Source organism: Bradyrhizobium oligotrophicum S58 (assembly GCF_000344805.1).
GTDB classification, from domain to species: Bacteria; Pseudomonadota; Alphaproteobacteria; order Rhizobiales; family Xanthobacteraceae; genus Bradyrhizobium; species Bradyrhizobium oligotrophicum.
In genome coordinates this window covers 5,709,822-5,728,279 of sequence record NC_020453.1, presented here as the reverse complement: position 1 = coordinate 5,728,279, position 18,458 = coordinate 5,709,822, and the positions used below count along the sequence as shown (strand labels likewise).

Below are 18,458 nucleotides of genomic sequence, written 5' to 3'. Positions count from 1 at the left end.
TAACCTGCGTGTTCAACCTGCGTATTTAACTTGCATTAAGAGTCGGCGGGCATAGTGGTGCCGTTCGCAAACTGGCGCGGCCGAGCTCCACGGGCAAAAGGCGCTTTCCTCGTCAGCCTCGAACCACATGAGACAACGCGCCGCACGGCAGAGCCGGAGCGCGTTACCGATCTGGGCCGAGTGACAACCGATTCCGGTTGCCGCTCCGTATTTGCACGGACATCGCGTTAACCAGACCTAATACCGTGTTTCATACGGTTCCACGCATGGGCTGTCGGGCCTGTTTGCGTGCATGCGAGGGCGAGCCCAGGCCCATCGACACGATCTGTTCCCCGAGCGCCCAACAACCACAGTCGCGCCCGTGGAGACTGACATGTCGCTTGCACCACCCTCTCGCCTCAAGCTCACGATCGGCATCAAGATCTATGCCTTGATCGGACTGAGCTTCATTGGCCTGATCGGCCTTGCCGCCTTCAATTCCCGTGAGCTCGCCGCCGGCCTCAAGCAGCAGAAGCAGCTCGAGCTCCGGCATCTGACCGAGCTCGCGCTCGGCATCTTCGCCGAAGAGCATGCCGCCGCACAGAAGGGAACGATCTCGGTGGCCGAGGCCCAGAAGCGCGCCCTGGAGCGCGCCTCGATGCTGCGCTACGGCGGTTCTGAGTATTTCTTCGTCACCGACATGACGGCGCGAATGCTGATGCATCCGATCTCGACCAAGCTGGTCGGCCAGGATGTCTCCGACATGAAGGATCCGAACGGCAAGAAGCTGTTCATCGAAATGGTCGACGTCGTCCGGCAGCACGGTAGCGGCTTCGTCGACTATGACTGGCCGAAGCCGGGCTCCGAGACCCCGCAGCCCAAGCTCACGCATGTTGCGGGCTTCGCGCCCTGGAATTGGCTCGTCGGCACCGGCGTCTACATCGACGACCTGTCGGCGCAGGCCTGGGCGTCGACCCGGCAGTCCTTGATGGCGGCCGGGCTCGTTCTTCTGGTCCTGCTCGTCGTCTCGACGATCGTCGGACGCGGCATCACCGGCCCGCTGCATCGGATGACGGCGGCCATGAAGAGCCTGGCCGGCGGCCGCCTCGACGTCGAGGTGCCCGGGATCGGCCGCGGCGACGAGATCGGCGAGATGGCAGGTGCGGTCGAAGTGTTCAAGAGCAATGCGGTCGCACGTCACGCGCTGGAGGCCGAGCAGAAGGAAGCCGAGCAGCGGGCGCTGGCCCGCCGCAAGGCCGACATGCACAAGATGGCCGACGACTTCGAGGGCGCGGTCGGCGAGATCGTCGACACCGTGTCCTCGGCCTCGTCCAAGCTGGAAGTGTCCGCGGACACGCTGAGCAAGACGGCGGTGCGGGCCGGCGAGCTTGCGACAGTAGTGGCGGCCGCTTCCGAGGAAGCCTCCACCAACGTGCAGTCGGTCGCCTCCGCCACCGAGGAAATGACGTCCTCGGTCACCGAGATCGGTCGTCAGGTGCAGGAGTCGGCGCGCATGGCCAATGAAGCCGTCGAGCAGGCGAAGCGGACGAACGAACGGGTGAGCGAGCTCTCCCGCGCGGCGAGCCGCATCGGTGACGTGGTCGAACTGATCAACAGCATCGCCGGTCAGACCAACCTGCTGGCGCTGAACGCCACCATCGAAGCGGCGCGCGCCGGCGAGGCCGGGCGGGGCTTTGCGGTGGTCGCCGCCGAAGTGAAGGCGCTGGCCGAGCAGACCGCCAAGGCGACCGACGAGATTGGCCAGCAGGTGACGGGCATCCAGGCGGCGACGCAGGAATCGGTGAATGCGATCAGGCTGATTTCCGGGAGCATCGAGCGGCTGTCGGAAGTCTCATCGACGATCGCCGCTGCGGTGGAGGAGCAGAACGCAGCGACGCGTGAGATTTCGCGCAACGTGCAGCAGGCCGCGCACGGCACCCAGCAGGTGTCCCTCAACATCACCGACGTGCAGCGCGGTGCCACCGAGACGGGCTCGGCTTCGACCGAGGTGCTGGAAGCCGCCCAGGGGCTGTCGACCGACAGCAACCGCTTGAAGCGCGAGGTCAGCCGCTTCCTGCAATCGGTCCGGGCCGCCTGACGGATCTGCAACGACCTCACGGGCTGAATGAACTCCCAGGCCAACACGTCTCAATGGGTTTGAATTCCTGTCATGATCACCTTCCTTGACTTCCGGCCTCGCAACGCTGTCGTGAACCCTACGAAATCATTTGCGAGTTGTTCGGCGATTGTGCTCGCGCTCATGGTCGCCACTCCAAGCCATGCCGCGCCTGGCGAGAACCTGACCGTCGTGCGTGACCTCAGCGGTAAAATCGGTCCCGTCATCGGGTCGGCGCTTGCCTGCAACGACATTCCGCGTCCACGTATCCAGGCCGTCATCGGCAAGTTCCAGGCCGTCATCCGGGAGGCGTCGAACAACGACGCCGATCGTGGCGAGCTGACGCGGCTGTTCGATCGCCACATCGCCGACGGTCGCGCCGCGGTGGCGAGCGGGCGCCAGGACTGCCGACGCGCCGAGCTCCAGCTCGGAGACCTCGAACGGTCGATCGGTGCACCGGCGGCAGGTGCGACGCCCGACGCCACGGTCGGACAGCTCTCCGTCGCGGCAACCGGGGCGACGGGCGCGACGACAACCTCGCCGGTTCGCGGCGTCACGGACCGTGAGATCATCTTCGGCAGCGTGGTGCCGATGTCGGGCGCGAACAAGGAATCCGGTCGCCTGCTCAAGGTCGGTATCGAAGCGGCCTTCAACCGCGTCAATGAATCCGGCGGCGTCAATGGCCGCATGCTCAAGCTCATGGTCGCCGACGACGGCTATGATCCGAACCGCACGCTCGACGCGATGAAGCAGCTCTATGAGAAGGAGCAGGTGTTCGGCTTCATCGGCAATTTCGGGACCGCCACGGCCGCCGTCGCGATCCCTTATTCACTCGAGCGCCGGGTGCTGTTCTTCAGCCCCTACACCGGAGCGAACGTCACGCGCCACGATCCTCCGGACCGCTATGTCTTCAACTATCGGCCGAGCTATTCGGAAGAAGCCGACGCGCTGGTGCGCTATCTGGTGAAGCTGCGCCGGATCCAGCCGCGCCAGATTGCGCTGTTCGCGCAGGACGATACCTTCGGTGATGCAGGGTTTGCCGGGGTGGCGAAGGCGTATCGCGCCCTCGGCCTCAACGACGCCGCGATCCTGCGCGCCAACTACGCCCGCAACACTGTGGATGTGGAGCCTGCGATCAACCAGCTCAAGGCTCAGAAGGTGCCCGTCCGCGCGGTGATCATGGTCGCGACCTCGCGCGCGGCGGCGAAGTTCATCGAAAAGGCGCACGACGCGCTCCCCGGCGTCATCTTCGTCAACGTGTCGGCAGTCGGCGCCTCGGCGCTTGCCAACGAGCTGATGCTGCTCGGCCCGCGCTACGCGGCGGGGGTCGTCGTGACCCAGGCCGTCCCCGCCGTCTCCGGCTATTCGAGCCTGGTGCTCGACTACAAGGTCGCGCTGGCGAAGCATTTCCCCGGCGAGCCGCCGGACTACACCTCGCTCGAAGGCTACATCGAGGCGAGCATCCTCGTTCAAGCCCTGAAGAAGGCCGGCCCGCAGCTCGACACCGAGCGCTTGATCGATACGCTCGAGTCCATGCGCAACATCGATCTCGGCCTTGGAGCCTTGCTCAACTTCGCCCCCGCCGAGCACCAGGCCTCGCACAAGATCTGGGGTACGGCGCTCGACGAGACCGGCGCCTATCAGGCGATCGAGCTGGAATGAACCGCGCAACATCCAGCAGGCGTCGATCGGGACCCAGTAGGTCTCGTCCAACATCGCCGAGGTGCAGCACGGCGCCAGCGAGACCGGCACCGCCTCATCCCAGGTGCTCTATGCGGCGCAGATGCTGTCGCGTGACAGCAACCGGCTTAAGATCGAAGTGTCGCGCTTTCTGGAGAAGGCGCGCGCAGCTTGGCGCAGCCCTTCATGGCTCGAGACGCGCGGGTTCTGTCCGGCCGCGCGTCGGATGCGCGTCCGGTGCAGCCCGGCCGGAATCTTACGGTTCCGAAAATTAATCTATCTTTCGATTCAACAGAGAAAGTTCCATCTGTCCAACATTGTACAGATGGGGCAAAGATGTCTCTCTTCAGCATCAATGGCGAAGCAGAGCCTTCATCCGTGCCTCCCTTTAGGTCCGAATGAGGTAATCGATGTCGTTTCTCTCCCGCTTTCGTGTGCTGACTAAAATCCTTGCAATCGTCGTGCTGATGGCCGCCGTGGCTGTCACGATCAGCTGGTTCGCCATCAGCGCGCTGGGGATCGTGGCGGAAGATTCCAGCAAGATGGCCATGGCCGCCAATCGGGCGCTTCACGCTGCCCGGGCCAACCAGAACGTCATCGCAATGAACCGCGCTGAATTCCGCGCCGCACTCGACCCGCACGCGGAGAACCGCGATGCCGCCCTGAAAGTCGCACAGGAGCAGCGCAAGTTGTTCACCGAGCATCTTGCCGAAGTTGCGAAGACCAATGACGATCAGGCCAAGGCGATGATCCCCGACGTTCGTGCCGCCTATGCGGAGTACGAGAAGGGGATCGATGAAACGTTTCGGATCATCGGGACGGTCAAGGACGTACAACTGAACGAGCAGACCGAACGCATGCGCGACGCCGCGATGAAGAGCCGCGCCGACGCCGAAAAGCTTCAGGCGCGGGTGAAGGATGTCGCCGACCGTCTGAACGCGCGGGTCGAGAATCTCGCCAAAGATGCCGAGGAGCAATATGAGAAGACCTCGCGCATGCTGATTACCGTGGCCGGCTTCGGGATCGTGCTCGGGCTGTCGCTCGGCTTCGTGATCGGACAATACGGCATCGCCAAGCCGATGCGTGCGCTGGTCGCCGTGCTGCAGCGGATGGCGAAGGGCGAAGACGTCGCGGTGTCGGGCGAAGGACGCGGCGACGAGATCGGCGAAACCGCCGAGGCCGTTGGCGGCATCAAGGTGATGCTGGCCGAGAAGGCGCAGCAGGAGGCCGAGGCCAAGATCGCGATGGACAAGCTGATGGCCGAGAAGCGCCGCGCCGAGATGCACAAGATGGCCGACGGCTTCGAGTCCGCCGTGGGCGAGATCGTGCACACCGTGTCGTCGGCGTCGACCGAGCTGGAAGCGTCGGCGACCACCCTGACATCGACGGCCAGCCGCTCGCAGACGCTCGCGACTACGGTCGCCGCCGCCTCCGAGGAAGCCTCGACCAACGTGCAGTCGGTGGCGTCCGCGACCGAAGAGATGGCGTCCTCGGTCACCGAGATCAGCCGTCAGGTGCAGGAGTCCGCGCGCATGGCCGGCGAGGCGGTCGACCAGGCGCGGCGGACCAACGACCGGGTCGGCGAATTGTCGAAGGCTGCGACCCGCATCGGCGACGTCGTCGAGCTGATCAACACCATTGCCGGCCAGACCAATCTGCTGGCGCTCAACGCGACCATCGAGGCGGCGCGCGCCGGGGAGGCGGGTCGCGGCTTTGCTGTGGTCGCCTCGGAGGTGAAGGCGCTCGCCGAGCAGACCGCCAAGGCCACCGGCGAGATCGGCCAGCAGATCGGCAGCATCCAGTCGGCGACCCAGGAGTCGGTCGGCGCCATTCGCGAGATCTCCGGCACCATCGAGAAGCTGTCGGAAATCTCCTCGGCCATCGCGGCCGCCGTCGAGGAGCAGGGCGCGGCGACCCAGGAAATCTCGCGCAACATCCAGCAGGCGTCGATCGGTACCCAGCAGGTGTCATCCAATATCGCCGAGGTGCAGCGTGGCGCCAGCGAGACCGGCTCGGCCTCGTCCCAGGTGCTCTCGGCGGCGCAGATGCTGTCGGGTGACAGCAACCGGCTGAAGATCGAGGTCGGACGTTTCCTGGACACCGTCCGCGCCGCCTGATCGCAGAGCGCGGCTGCCGGCGAGATCAGGGCGTGGCCGAGAGGCCGCGCCCTTTTTGCTTGCGCCGGATACTCTCCCAAGGAGCGGGTGCGCCAGTACCCCGGGAAACTACGACCACAATTCTTAACACATGTTTTAACGCATCAAGGCGAATTGTCACTATCGCCTGTCAACTCGCCGCCTGCCACTGCAGGGGCCGCAATTCTCCAGAGGGCTCCACATGCTGTCGTTTTTGATGAACATGAAGACGTCGCGCAAGATCGCGGCCGCCTTCCTGCTGACGATGGTGGTGTCTGCCATCGCCAGCGTGGTCACGTGGCAGAATCTGTCCACGCTGGCCCAGAACAACGGCTGGACCGTCCATACCTATCAGGTGATGGACCAGGCCAAGGCGCTGGTCTCTGCGATGGTGGATGCCGAAACCGGTGTGCGCGGCTTCCTCATCGGCGGCACCGACAACTTCCTGGAGCCCTACAAGAATTCTGATGCAGCTTTCAAGAAGGCGCTGGCCGAGGTGAAGCAACTGACGTCTGACAACCCGGCCCAGCAGCGCCGCTTCGAGCAGATCGAGAAGGCCGCTTCCGGCTGGCGGCAGGACGTGGCGGAGAAGGAAATCGCGCTGATGCGCAATCCGCAGACGGTAGCGGAGGCTCACAAGATCATGTCCTCCGGCGCCGGCAAGAAGTACATGGATGCTCTGCGCGGTCTGACGAAGGAGGTGGTCGATGCCGAAGCGTCGCTGCTGCAGACCCGGGCCGACGCTGCGGACGCCGCGCTTGCCTCGTCGAAGACGGCGATCTTGGCGGGTGGCATCACGATGGCCGTCATCGCGCTGCTCGCGCTGCTCGTGCTGAACTCCGCGGTCACCCGGGGCATCACCAGCATGACCGCGGCGATGGGGCGGCTTGCCGCCAACGATCTGAGCGTCACGATTCCCTATTCCGATCGCCTTGACGAAGTCGGCGACATGGCCAAGGCCGTGCAGATCTTCAAGGACAACGCCATCCGCGTCCAGGCGCTCGAGGCCGAGCAGAAGGAGACGGAGCGCCGACAGGCCGAGCATCGCCGTCGCGACATGATGGATCTTGCCGGCCGCTTCGAGCAGACCGTCGGCGACATCGTCAACGCCGTCTCCAGTGCCTCGGGGCGTCTGGAGACGTCGGCCAATTCGCTGAGCCGCTCCGCCGAACGCGCACAGGAGATCACCACCACGGTTGCGTCGGCCTCCGAGCTGGCCTCGACCAACGTGCAATCGGTCGCCTCCGCTACCGAAGAGCTTTCGTCATCGGTGACCGAGATCAGCCGCCAAGTGCAGGAATCGGCCCGCATGGCGGGTGAGGCCGTCACCCAGGCACGGCGGACCAACGAGCAGGTGAGCGAGCTGTCCAAGGCTGCCGCCCGGATCGGCGATGTCGTCGAGCTCATCAACACCATCGCCGGCCAGACCAACCTGCTGGCGCTCAATGCCACGATCGAGGCGGCGCGTGCCGGTGAGGCTGGCCGCGGCTTCGCGGTGGTTGCGACCGAGGTCAAGGCGCTGGCCGAGCAGACCTCGAAGGCGACCGGTGAGATCGGTCAGCAGATTTCGGGGATCCAGAGCGCGACCCAGGAATCGGTCGGAGCCATCAGGGAGATTTCGGGGACCATCGAGAGGCTCTCGGAAATCGCTTCAACGATCGCCGCGGCCGTCGAGGAGCAGGGCGCGGCAACGCAGGAGATTTCGCGTAACGTCCAGCACGCCTCGCAGGGCACCAAGGATGTCTCGACCAACATCGTCGAGGTGCAGCGCGGGGCCAACGAAACCGGTTCGGCTTCGTCGGAAGTGTTGTCCGCAGCCCAGGCGCTGTCGTCTGACAGCAACCGGCTGAAAGTCGAAGTGAGCCGCTTCCTGGAGACGGTGCGCGCCGCCTGATCCTCCCCTGCGCGGCCGTAGGACCTTTCGAAACGACGGCGGCAACAGGGTTGCCGCCGTTTTTTCGTGCGGTTCATGCCGATGTCGGGTGCGCACCGCCTTGCGCGATGGTGCAACTCCAAATCACAAGCATCCCACGCCGTACTTTCCCGGTTGCGCCAACTTTATCTTAGGTTAATCGGCGTCGACAATAATCGACGTCATCCGCCGCAACCGTCGCCATGCCAAAGGAAGGCATGGCCTCCCCACCATTATCGTCGATCGAGAGCCGCGCCATGCGCAAGAACCTGCCCGTCACCGCCGTCGAATATCCGGTCACGGATGACACCCTGATCGTGTCGAAGACCGATGCCAAGGGCAAGCTGACCTTCTTCAACCGCGACTTCGTCAACGCGGCCGGCTTCACCGAAGCCGAGCTGATGGGGCAGCCGCACAACATCGTGCGCCATCCCGACATGCCGCCGGAGGCGTTCGAGAATCTCTGGACCACCCTCAAGGCGGGCCGCCCCTGGGTCGGCGCCGTCAAGAACCGCCGCAAGAATGGTGACTACTATTGGGTGCTGGCGACGGCCTCGCCGATCCTCAAGGACGGCCAGTTGGTCGGTTATACGTCGGTACGCACCAAGCTGCCGTCCGACCAGCGCGCAGAAGCCGAGCAGGTCTATGCCGCGATCCGCGAAAAGAAGCCGCACGGCTACAAGATCGAGGACGGCATCGTCCGCCGCCGCTCGGTGTTCGACCACCTCGCGATGTTCACCGGCACGATCGCAGCAAGGCTGCGGACGCTGGTCGGCCTGCAGGCGCTGTTTCTGATCGTGCTCGGCGTGATCTCCTTTGGCGAGGGCGGGCTCGGCGGCATGACCGGCGCAGGGATTGCGGCGGCCGGTGTCGTGCTCTGCGGCCTGATCGGCTTGCGCACGATGAAGGTGATCGCGGGGCCGCTCGATCATCTGAACGAGACGATGGAGAGCATCACCCAGGGCAAGCTCGACACCCGCATGCACATCGAGCGCGACGACGAGATCGGCCGCGCCTTGCGCAACCTGCAGACCGTGCAGACGATGGTGCGCTTCAATGCCAGGGAGCTCCTGGAGCAGGAACAGCGCGCGGCCGTTTCGCGCAAGCAGGAGATGTCGACGCTCGCCGACAATTTCGAGGGCGCGATCGGCAAGATCGTCGAGACCGTCTCCTCGGCGTCGGGCGAGCTGGAGAGTTCGGCCAACTCGCTGTCGAGCACCGCCGTGCGCGGGCAGGAGCTCTCGACCACTGTTGCAGCGGCGTCTGAAGAGGCCTCGGCGAACGTTCAGGCGGTAGCGTCCGCGACCGAAGAGCTGACCTCTTCGGTCAGGGAGATCAGCCGCCAGGTGCAGGAATCGGCGCGCATCGCCTCCGATGCCGTCGAGCAGGCCCGCCGTACCAATGACCGCGTCGGGGAGCTGTCCAAGGCCGCCACCCGGATCGGCGACGTCGTCGAGCTGATCAACACGATCGCCGGCCAGACCAACCTGCTGGCGCTCAATGCCACCATCGAGGCCGCGCGGGCCGGCGAAGCGGGCCGAGGCTTCGCGGTCGTGGCGTCCGAGGTCAAGGCGCTGGCCGAGCAGACCGCCAAGGCGACCGGCGAGATTGGCCAGCAGATCTCCGGCATCCAGGGAGCCACGCAGGAATCGGTCGGCGCCATCAGGGAGATCTCGACGACGATCGAACGCCTTTCGGAGATCGCAGCGACCGTGGCGGCCGCGGTCGAGGAGCAGGGCGCAGCGACCTCCGAGATCTCGCGCAACATCCAGCACGCTGCGATGGGCACGCAGCAGGTGTCCGCCAACATCTCGGACGTCCAGCGCGGCGCCAGCGAGACCGGCGACACCTCGAGCCAGGTGCTCACCGCCGCACGCCAGCTTTCGGGCGACAGCAATCGCCTCAAACAGGAGGTCAGCCGCTTCCTGCAATCGGTTCGCGCTGCCTGATCCCGACGGCGACCGAGCGAGTGACCGCGGTTGAGATGGGCCGCGGTCACGTCCGATAGCCGAACGGTGCGGCGCGGCCGGCTGCCGTTGCTGCCTTACAACTCCGATCCGACCGACCGCAACCGACATGAGATCCGCCTCGTCGTGGATGCGCATGTTTGCGCCGTTCGGCGCAGCTCGGTGGTGCTTCGAGCGACCTAATCAGCACCGCACCGTTGCAAACTCCACACACATGACACCCCCTGCCAGAAAGGCCCCCGTCACGCCTTAATCCCGCTAAGGTGCAGAGATTTACTTGCATTCGATATTTGTTCAACCGGCGGTACATTTTAGTGGCGGGCAATTCGATTGCGGGTGGACTTTCGCGAAGGAGCCTGGTGCTGTCGGCGGCCACCGCCGCGGCCGCCCTCGGTCTCGATGCGAGTCTTGCCGTCGTTGCCGCCAAGCCGCGTCGTCGCACGACGGACCCGGAGCGCGGCTATTACCGGATCACGGTCGGCGATGCCGAGGTGACCGCGCTCTACGATGGGATGTGGGAGAAGCCGCACGAAGCGGGTTTCTTCAGCAATGCCAGCATCAGCGACGTCAAGGATGCGCTGCGCGCAGCAGGCTTCAACTCCGCCTTCGTCCCCGTGCCGATCTCCACCTTCGTGGTGCGGCTCAAGGGCAAGACCGTGCTGTGTGACGCCGGTGGCGGCGGCCAGGTGCAGGGCTACAATTCCGACTCCATCTTCATTTCGGGCCGGATGCTGGACAATCTCAAAGCGGCCGGCATCCATCGGCACGAGATCGACACCATCCTCATCTCGCATTTCCATCCCGATCACATATTTGGGCTGCTCGGCGAGGACACCGATGCGCCGGTGTTTCCCAATGCCGAGATCATCGTGGCAGCGGCTGAATACACATTCTGGACCGATCCTTCGCTGACCAGCCGCCTGCCGCCCTGGCGGCAATCGCTGGCCCGCCGCATCCAGGGCGTGATCCCGAGCTGGAAGAACGTGCTGCCGGTCGAGGGCGAGGACGAGGTCGTGCCCGGCATTCGTTTCGTCAGCGTCCCCGGCCACACGCCGGGCCATACCGCGTTTCATCTCAGCTCCGGTCCGGAGCAGCTGATGATCTCCGGCGACACCGCCTACGTGCCGGCGTTCTGCCTGAGCCATCCCGAATGGCACGGCGCCTATGACCAGGACGGCCCTGCCGCCGAGGTCAGCCGGCGCAGATTGCTCGATCGTGTGCTTGCAGAAAGGATGTTGATCTGCGGTTCGCATTTTCCATGGCCCGGGTTTGGCCGGCTCGTTCGCGATGGCGCCCATTATGCGCTCGACATGCTTCCCGCGTGATCCCGAACGGAGCGGGGGAGCGGGCCGCGAGGCTGAATTATGAAAACGCATTACGAGGTGCTCGGTGTTTCGCCGCGCGCCGATCTCGATACGATCAAGCGGGCCTTTCGACAGGCTGCAAAGGCGCACCATCCAGATCTCAGAGGGGGTGGCGATGCGGCGTCGGAGCATCAGCTCAAGATGATCATCGTCGCCTACAAGGTGCTGCGCGACCCTGACCTGCGTACCGAGTACGACGACCATCTCGCCTTCGAGCGCAACCGCGTCCGGCGTGAACGCTGGGACGCGATCCTGCAGTTCACCGCGGCGACCGCCGTGCTCAGCGCCATCCTGATCGGGCTCGAGATCCTGTTGCTGCCGTCGCTTGGTGATTGGACGAGCAAGCCGCCGCCGACGCGCTCGGTCACCCTGCAGCCGTCGCCGCAGCCGCGATCCGAGCCGCAACGCGAGGCGGCCGCGCCGCCGCCCGTGCAGGACACCGCCAACGCCATGCGTCCGGCATCACCGCCACCGGCGATCGGCGCTGCCGCTCAGCCGCCCGCCGCCGACGCCAGAGCCGTAGCGCCGGTGGGGCCGACGACGGCTGCGGCTTTCCTCAGGCGCGCGCTGGAACGCAGTCAGCAGGGCGATCTGGAGCACGCCGTCGCCGACTTCGACGAGGCGGTCCGGCTCGCGCCCCGGATTGCCGACATCTACCGCTACCGTGCCCGGGACCTCGGCCGCATGGGACGCTGGGACCGCGCGCTGGCCGACTACGAGCGGGCGATCAGGTTGGATTCGAACAACCCCGCGCTGTTTCATGATCGCGCCCTTGCGTTTCAGCAGAAGGGTGAGCTCGACGAGGCCCTGGTCGATCTCGATCGCGCGGTGCGCATGAGCTTCAGCGATCCCGAATTGTACAGCGACCGTGGCGCAGTCTGGCTGGCAAAGGGGAGCTACGATCGCGCGCTCGCCGATTTCAATCAGGCGCTCAAGCTCAGTCCTGGCCTGGCGATCGCCGCCGCCCGCCGCGACGAGGCGCTCGAGCGCAAGCGCGAGCAGCAACTCGCGGGCGACAGCCACGCGTCTCCGGCGGCTGCGGAGACCACGGGTGCGCTGCCTGAGAATGCGCCGTCCAGGCGCGATGGGCGCTGAAGCGGCTCGCTGGGCTCGTTGCGCCGTCTGACATCCAGGATGCGCCGAGCAGCGTTGTGCTCACAGCTGTCCGTGCGGCCGATGGAGCTGCGTGGCGGTCCGCGATCCCAGGAGCGCGCCATGAACGTGTATGTTTCCGTCACCGGCTTCCGTCCGCATCGCGGCATCACCCGCCTGGTGCGGTTCTGGTGGCACACGCTGCGCGCCGTGCGACAAGCGCGTGCGGCGTCCGGCAATCTGCGCGTCGCGCTCCGCCCGGTAAATGGCATCTACCACACCCTGACGGTCTGGACCGACGAAGCCAGCATGCGCGCCTATGTCAAAAGCGGCGCGCACCGCCGCGCCATGATCGGCTTCCGCGATCTCGGTGCCGGCAAGACGCTCGGCTTCGTGTCCGACGCTGAGCCCAGCTGGGACATTGCCTATGCGCGCTGGCAGCGCGAGGCGCGAGACGTGTGAGGTGACGGAGGCTGAGCTAATTCCCCCGCCACTCCGGTACCCCGTCGGCGGTCATCGTGATGGTGCCGAGTGCGCCGACCGGCGTCCTGTCCTGATCCATCAGCCGCGCCAGCGTGGCTGTGTCCTGCGCCGGCACGCGCGCCAGCGTGCGCGTGTTCTGCTCGGTGCGAAGCATCACCACGCCATGCTCGACATCGCCGTTGCGATCGAATAGCGCGGTGAAGCTCTCGACCCGGCCGTTGCCGCTGGCCTCGCTGACGAAGGCCGGTGCAGCGGCGCGATGGCGATCGGCTTCCGCCTGCACGCTCACCTCCTGTGACAGCGATGGCGGCGGCTCGCGTGAGATCACCAGCGCATGATGCTTGGTGACGAAGCCGCCCTGGCCATAGAGCAGGCCCCGCCTGGCGCCGCCGCCGCGCAGCCTGCGCACCATCGCGCAGGCGGCGTGCGTCATGTAGGTGTTGAGCGGCGCGCCGAAGAAGGTCAGTCCGCCGGTCACGGTCGGTTCGACATCGGCGCCGAGGCAAAGGGTTCGCCGTGCCATCTTCGGCACGCAGGGGAAGCAGCTGTAGAGCTCGATCACGTCGAACGCCGTCCCCTTGCCGCCGACCAGATTCATCGCGGCCCGCAGCACCGCATTCTGCGGATGGCTCTCGGCGAACTGATCACGCGTGAGATAGTCGCGCGGATCCTCCGCCGACGCGCCGCCGAGCGGATAGATCATGCGGCTCTCGGCAACGCCCGCCGCGCGCGCCTTCGCCAGGCTGGTCAGGATCAGCGCCGCGCCCATGTTGACCATGGGATTGGCGACCATCAGCTTGGTGTAGGGCCAGGCGATCGGGCGGTTGTCGGTGGAGGGCGTCGTGATCTCGTCAGGCGCAAAATGCCGCGTCAGCCAGGCATTGGGGTTGTAGGCGGCGACCGCGGAAAAGCGCGACCACAGCTCGCCGGATTCGGCGAGCGCCTGGCGCGGTGTCTGGCCCCATTTGGCGGCGCTCGCGACCTCGTAGAACGGATATACCGAAACCGGGCGGAACACGCCGAGCTTCACCGCGAGCGGCTTCTGAAACGCGGCGCCGCGTTTCGGCTCTTCGACGTCATGGGCGAAAGGCGTCCACGGCAAGGTCACGCCGGCGCGCTCGGCCTTGGTCGCGGTCGATTGCGCTTCGGCGCCGCAGACCACGGCGACCTCGCATTCGCCGCGTGCGATGCGCAAGGCAGCCTCGTGCAGATAGCGGATCGGGCTCTCGCCGCCGACCGGACCATAATAGCAATGCGCCGGGGTCACGCCGAGCCGCTGGGCCAGCAGTTGCTCGGGATCGCGATAGCGCCAGCTCAGGAAGTTGACGACGTCGAGCGAGCCGGTGTCATGGATGAGCTTTGCGCCCGCATCATTTTCCGCCCGGCGGATCGCCTGTTCGAGCAGCGCCAGCGGCTCGAGACCGTCGCCGATATCCTTGGGGCGATCGACGATCTCGCCCACGCCGACGATCACGGGAATGCGTTCCGGGGGCAGGGCACTTGCAGTCATCGGCGTTTCCAAGGGACGGGCCGTCATTGTTGTCTTGTCTCCGTTCTGTCATCGCAGGTTCGACCGCGCAATGCAGAAAATGTGGGCGCCGTCCGCGCGCAGCATGGCTTCCGCTTCACGGCATATGCGCCTAAAATCTTCGCTCCTTTTGCCGCTCACGCCGGAGTTTCTCGTGTCCGAACAGAACAGCTACGTGCCGCCCAAGGTCTGGACCTGGAACAAGGCGAGCGGCGGCCGCTTCGCCAACATCAACCGGCCGATCGCGGGACCGATCTCTGAGAAGGAATTGCCTGTCGGGCGTCATCCCTTGCAACTCTATTCTCTGGGGACGCCGAATGGCGTCAAGGTCACGGTGATGCTGGAGGAGCTGCTGGCGCTCGGTCATTCAGGCGCCGAATATGACGCCTGGCTCATCCGCATCGGCGAGGGCGATCAGTTCGGCTCGGGCTTCGTCGCGATCAACCCGAACTCCAAGATCCCGGCGCTGCTGGACCGCAGCGGGCCAGAGCCCATCCGCGTGTTCGAGTCGGGGGCGATCCTGGTCCATCTCGCCGAGAAGTTCGGTGCCTTCCTGCCGACCGAGCCGGCCAAGCGCGCCGAATGCCTGTCCTGGCTGTTCTGGCAGATGGGCGCCGCACCCTATCTCGGCGGCGGCTTCGGTCACTTCTATGCCTATGCGCCGACCAAGATCGAATACGCCATCGACCGCTTCGCGATGGAGGTGAAGCGCCAGCTCGACGTGCTCGACCGCCGTCTCGCCGAGAGCGAATATCTCGCCGGCCCCGACTACACCATCGCCGACATCGCGGTCTGGCCGTGGTACGGTGCGCTCGCCAAGGGCCTGCTCTATGAGGGCGGGGAATTCCTCTCGGTGCAGGACTACAAGAACGTCCAGCGCTGGACTGACCAGATTGCGCAGCGCACGCCGGTGAAGCGCGGCCGCATGGTCAACCGCGTCTCCGGCGATCCAAAAAGCCAGCTCCACGAGCGCCACGACGCCAGCGATTTCGATACCAAGACGCAGGACAAGGTCGGGCAGGCGACTTAGAGCTGCGCTCGGGCCTAAAACTCTGCTGTCATGCCCCGCCACCGGGTCTCGCCTATGGCGAGCCCGATGACCGGCTCAGGCGGGACATCCAGTACGCCGCGGCCTCTCCGTCTATTACGACTGTCTCTGGAATACTGGATCACCCGCCTTCGCGGGTGATGACAGCTGAGATGCAATCGCGTGCTGCACAGCGCGTAGGTGGGCAAAGGCGCGCCGAGGTCATCGCGGCATGCGATGGCTGTCCAGCGCCGTGCCCACCTTGGTCCCTTGCCGGCACCGTCGGTGGGCACGCGCCGCCTGACGGCGGCGCTTTGCCCACCCTGCGAGTTCCAGGAGCGCGGCGGGACGGACGTTTGCACCTCTCCTCACGGCGGGAGAATCGTGCAACCATCATCCGGAACGGTGGCCGGTGCCGGAAGCCGACACCATCGACTGAGCTGGACCTGCGGTGATGACCGCAGGCCGGAACGACAACTCCGGAGGGAGTACCATGATCGACAGACGCGACCTGCTCAAGCGAGCGGGGCTCGCTGCGTTGCTGGGCGGCTTTGGCGGGACCAGCGCACTGGCCGGGGACGTCGTGACACTGCCCTTCGCCAATGGCGAACGGCCGCTGGTGAAGTATCCGCAGAAACGGCCCATGATCGGCCTGACCAGCCGGCCGCCGCAACTTGAAACGCCGTTCGCGGTGTTCAATGACGGTCCGATCACGCCGAACAACGCGTTCTTCGTCCGCTATCATCTGGCGGGCCTACCCTACGATCTCGATCCGGACAAGTTCACGCTCGAGATCAAGGGCAAGGTCGACAAGCCGCTCAAGCTGTCGCTCAAGGACATCCGGAAGATGAAGGCGACCGAGATCGTCGCCGTCAACCAATGCTCCGGCAACAGCCGCGGCTTTTTCGAGCCGCGTGTCGCTGGCGGCCAACTCGGCAACGGCGCCATGGGCAATGCGCGGTGGCGCGGCGTGCCGCTGAAGAGCGTGCTGGAGATGGCAGGCGTGCAGGCCGGCGCCAGGCAGGTCACCTTCGGCGGCATGGACGGGCCGATCGTCGACAAGACGCCGGATTTCGTCAAGGCGCTCGACCTCGATCATGCCATGAGCGGCGAGGTGATGCTGGCCTACGGCATGAACGGCGAGGACCTGCCGTTCCTCAACGGCTTTCCGCTGCGCCTGATCGTGCCCGGTTATTACGGTACCTACTGGGTGAAGCACCTGAACGAGATCACCGTGATCGACAGCGTGTTCGACGGCTTCTGGATGAAGTCGGCGTACCGGATTCCGGATACGCCGAACAATGCGGTCGAGCCCGGCACCACGCCGAAAGCAACGATCCCGATCAACCGCTTCACCGTGCGCTCGTTCATCACCAGCGTCGCCGACGGCGCCAAGCTGAAGACCGGCCGCACCACGCTTCGGGGCATGGCATTCGACGGCGGGGCAGGCATCAAGGAGGTCGCGGTCTCGACCGACGGCGGCAAGACCTGGACCAACGCCAAGCTCGGCAAGGACCTCGGCAAATATTCGTTCCGCGAATGGAAACTGCCGGTGAAGCTCGCCTCAGGCGCTCACGAACTCAAGGTCCGGGCGACCAGCAATTCCGGTGAGACGCAGCCGGACGCGCCGCGCTGGAATCCGGCTGGCTATTTGCGCAACGTCGTCGAAACCGTGCGCGTCGCGGTGGCCTAGGGAGCATGACCATGCAACGGACATCTCTCATCGCCATCGTCATGAGTTGCGGCCTGTGCTGGCTTGCGAGCGGCCCAGCCTCGGTCACCGCAGCTCCGGTCAACTATCAGATTCCGCAGGAAGTGGCCGTCTTCAAGCCGGGACCGAATCTGGAGGTCGTGCAGGGCAACTGCACGGCCTGTCATTCGGCGGATTACATCAACACGCAACCGCCGATGAAGAACAAGAAGGACTTCTGGCAGGCGGAGGTCACCAAGATGATCAAGGTCTATGCCGCGCCGATCGACGAAGCCGACGTCGGCAAGATCGTCGATTATCTCGCCGCGGCCTACTGAGGCTCGGCCAGCAGAGGCCGTGGTGCGGCGGTGAGAGAGGTCACCCCGCGCCTTTGGCCGGCGGGAAATCCATCCGGTCGTTGGTGCGGCAGTAGCGGTCGGCGAACATGCGGCCGATGGGGTGGAACAGCTCCATCGCGACCCGCATCTTCTCGGTGTCCCACAATTCGTCGCGGATGTGGAAGGCAAGGCCCTCGCCGAGCACCAGCACGCGATCGCCGTTGACGTCGATCAGCTGCCAGGTCTTGCACTCCATCGCGAACGGCGCGTCCGCCAGCCGCGGCACCGCGATCATGCGCGACGGCGCGAGCCTGAGCCCGAGATGATCGGGCTCGCTGATCTCAGGTGGAAAGTCGCCGCCGGTCTCGTGCATCGCCTCTGCCAGCGGCTCGTCGGTGATGTGGACCACGAACTCGCCGGCGCGGCGGATGTTGACCAGCGTGTCCTTCACCCGGCCGTCCGGACGCAGGTTGATGGCGAACACGCAGAGCGGCGGGTCCTCGCCGAGCACGTTGAAGAACGAGAAGGGGGCTGCGTTGACGATCCCCGTCCCGCTCGTTGTCGTCACCCAGGCGATCGGTCGCGGCAGCACGAACGAGGTCAGGATCTTGTAGCGCTCGCGCGGGCTGAGATCGGTCGAGAGGTATTGCATGGCGGCCTCTGGGTGCGGTGAGTCGTCGGAGGGTAGTTGGCGGTGGTGCAATGCGGAAGCCGATAAAGCGGGCAGCGGCTGCGCATCACCGCTGCAGCGGCGCTTTCTGAATCTGGTGTTCCGGGGAACGGCTGCGGCGGCGCCACGTTCGAACAGCACAGCAACTACAAAATGGAGGTCACGCCAATGAAACCAATCGTCAGCTTGATTGCGTGTGCGTTCGTCGTCTCGGCCAGCTCAGCCCTGGCACAGGGCGGGCAGCAGCAGACCACGCCGCCGCCGAGCGCGCAGAATTCCGGAGCGGGCATCCAGGGCGCGCCCGGCAACAAGAACGGACTCTCGGCGACGGAAACCGGCACCGTGGGTTCGTCCTCCACGATCAACCGGCAAAACCCGGACGTGAGCGCGCAGGATCCGTCGAACGTCAAGGGCATGCCGGGCAACAAGAGCGGCCCGCCGGTCAAGAAGCCGCAGCAGTAATTCTCGTCGGGCAGC

General features: G+C 65.5%; 14 protein-coding genes and 1 pseudogene. 13 read left to right on the top strand and 2 right to left on the bottom strand.

The window, feature by feature from the left end:
* Positions 1-373 precede the first annotated feature (373 nt).
* The 9 genes and pseudogenes from S58_RS24775 (at position 374) to S58_RS24740 (ending at position 12,707) form a co-directional block, all read left to right on the top strand.
* Complete coding sequence (locus S58_RS24775; protein WP_015668125.1) at positions 374-2,077, top strand: methyl-accepting chemotaxis protein; 1,704 nt, start codon at positions 374-376, stop codon at positions 2,075-2,077.
* 162 nt (positions 2,078-2,239) lie between these two features.
* Positions 2,240-3,757, top strand: coding sequence for an ABC transporter substrate-binding protein (locus tag S58_RS24770; RefSeq protein WP_015668124.1), 1,518 nt, complete (start codon positions 2,240-2,242; stop codon positions 3,755-3,757).
* Positions 3,758-3,761: 4 nt separating this feature from the next.
* Positions 3,762-3,947: pseudogene (locus S58_RS39115) on the top strand (methyl-accepting chemotaxis protein); the annotation flags it as partial.
* 238 nt (positions 3,948-4,185) lie between these two features.
* Positions 4,186-5,892 carry a methyl-accepting chemotaxis protein gene (locus tag S58_RS24765; protein WP_015668123.1) on the top strand — a complete coding sequence of 569 codons (1,707 nt, stop codon included), beginning with the start codon at positions 4,186-4,188 and terminating at the stop codon, positions 5,890-5,892.
* A 283-nt stretch (positions 5,893-6,175) separates the two neighbouring features.
* Positions 6,176-7,804 (top strand): methyl-accepting chemotaxis protein, encoded by a 1,629-nt coding sequence (locus tag S58_RS24760; RefSeq protein ID WP_042340906.1) that lies wholly within the window; start codon positions 6,176-6,178, stop codon positions 7,802-7,804.
* A gap of 275 nt (positions 7,805-8,079) precedes the next feature.
* A complete protein-coding gene (locus S58_RS24755) occupies positions 8,080-9,771 on the top strand; it encodes a methyl-accepting chemotaxis protein (protein WP_042340200.1) in 1,692 nt (563 codons plus the stop codon).
* A 377-nt stretch (positions 9,772-10,148) separates the two neighbouring features.
* Positions 10,149-11,114, top strand: coding sequence for an MBL fold metallo-hydrolase (locus tag S58_RS24750; RefSeq protein WP_015668120.1), 966 nt, complete (start codon positions 10,149-10,151; stop codon positions 11,112-11,114).
* Between the two features lie 39 nt (positions 11,115-11,153).
* On the top strand, positions 11,154-12,248 hold the full coding sequence (locus tag S58_RS24745; protein WP_015668119.1) for a J domain-containing protein: 1,095 nt from the start codon (positions 11,154-11,156) through the stop codon (positions 12,246-12,248).
* A gap of 120 nt (positions 12,249-12,368) precedes the next feature.
* Positions 12,369-12,707, top strand: a complete 339-nt coding sequence (locus tag S58_RS24740; RefSeq protein ID WP_015668118.1) for a hypothetical protein — start codon at positions 12,369-12,371, stop codon at positions 12,705-12,707.
* A gap of 16 nt (positions 12,708-12,723) precedes the next feature.
* Here S58_RS24740 and S58_RS24735 read toward each other — a convergent pair whose 3' ends face one another.
* On the bottom strand, positions 12,724-14,238 hold the full coding sequence (locus S58_RS24735) for an acetyl-CoA acetyltransferase (protein WP_042340199.1): 1,515 nt from the start codon (positions 14,236-14,238) through the stop codon (positions 12,724-12,726).
* A gap of 172 nt (positions 14,239-14,410) precedes the next feature.
* Between S58_RS24735 and yghU the strand changes: the two genes are divergently transcribed.
* The 3 genes from yghU to sorB all read left to right on the top strand — a co-directional run bounded on the left by yghU (position 14,411) and on the right by sorB (position 17,311).
* Complete coding sequence (gene yghU / locus S58_RS24730; protein WP_015668116.1) at positions 14,411-15,286, top strand: glutathione-dependent disulfide-bond oxidoreductase; 876 nt, start codon at positions 14,411-14,413, stop codon at positions 15,284-15,286.
* A 490-nt stretch (positions 15,287-15,776) separates the two neighbouring features.
* A complete protein-coding gene (gene sorA / locus S58_RS24725) occupies positions 15,777-16,976 on the top strand; it encodes a SorA family sulfite dehydrogenase catalytic subunit (protein ID WP_015668115.1) in 1,200 nt (399 codons plus the stop codon).
* A gap of 11 nt (positions 16,977-16,987) precedes the next feature.
* The gene (gene sorB, locus S58_RS24720) at positions 16,988-17,311 is read left to right on the top strand and encodes a SorB family sulfite dehydrogenase c-type cytochrome subunit (RefSeq protein WP_015668114.1); all 324 of its coding nucleotides are present in this window, start codon (positions 16,988-16,990) and stop codon (positions 17,309-17,311) included.
* A 40-nt stretch (positions 17,312-17,351) separates the two neighbouring features.
* Here sorB and S58_RS24715 read toward each other — a convergent pair whose 3' ends face one another.
* Entirely contained in the window at positions 17,352-17,963 is a 612-nt protein-coding gene (locus tag S58_RS24715; protein WP_015668113.1) for a flavin reductase family protein, read from the bottom strand.
* A gap of 186 nt (positions 17,964-18,149) precedes the next feature.
* On the opposite strand from S58_RS24715, the gene S58_RS24710 reads away from it, so the two are divergent.
* Positions 18,150-18,443, top strand: coding sequence for a hypothetical protein (locus S58_RS24710; protein ID WP_015668112.1), 294 nt, complete (start codon positions 18,150-18,152; stop codon positions 18,441-18,443).
* Positions 18,444-18,458: the final 15 nt, after the last annotated feature.

Bases quoted from the DNA above. Each gene is read 5' to 3' on its own strand.
- S58_RS24775 (WP_015668125.1), top strand. From the start codon at position 374: ATGTCGCTTGCACCACCCTCTCGCCTCAAGCTCACGATCGGCATCAAG.
- S58_RS24770 (WP_015668124.1), top strand. From the start codon at position 2,240: ATGGTCGCCACTCCAAGCCATGCCGCGCCTGGCGAGAACCTGACCGTC.
- S58_RS24765 (WP_015668123.1), top strand. From the start codon at position 4,186: ATGTCGTTTCTCTCCCGCTTTCGTGTGCTGACTAAAATCCTTGCAATC.
- S58_RS24760 (WP_042340906.1), top strand. From the start codon at position 6,176: ATGGTGGTGTCTGCCATCGCCAGCGTGGTCACGTGGCAGAATCTGTCC.
- S58_RS24755 (WP_042340200.1), top strand. From the start codon at position 8,080: ATGCGCAAGAACCTGCCCGTCACCGCCGTCGAATATCCGGTCACGGAT.
- S58_RS24745 (WP_015668119.1), top strand. From the start codon at position 11,154: ATGAAAACGCATTACGAGGTGCTCGGTGTTTCGCCGCGCGCCGATCTC.
- S58_RS24740 (WP_015668118.1), top strand. From the start codon at position 12,369: ATGAACGTGTATGTTTCCGTCACCGGCTTCCGTCCGCATCGCGGCATC.
- S58_RS24735 (WP_042340199.1), bottom strand. From the start codon at position 14,238: ATGACTGCAAGTGCCCTGCCCCCGGAACGCATTCCCGTGATCGTCGGC.
- sorA (WP_015668115.1), top strand. From the start codon at position 15,777: ATGATCGACAGACGCGACCTGCTCAAGCGAGCGGGGCTCGCTGCGTTG.
- sorB (WP_015668114.1), top strand. From the start codon at position 16,988: ATGCAACGGACATCTCTCATCGCCATCGTCATGAGTTGCGGCCTGTGC.
- S58_RS24715 (WP_015668113.1), bottom strand. From the start codon at position 17,963: ATGCAATACCTCTCGACCGATCTCAGCCCGCGCGAGCGCTACAAGATC.
- S58_RS24710 (WP_015668112.1), top strand. From the start codon at position 18,150: ATGAAACCAATCGTCAGCTTGATTGCGTGTGCGTTCGTCGTCTCGGCC.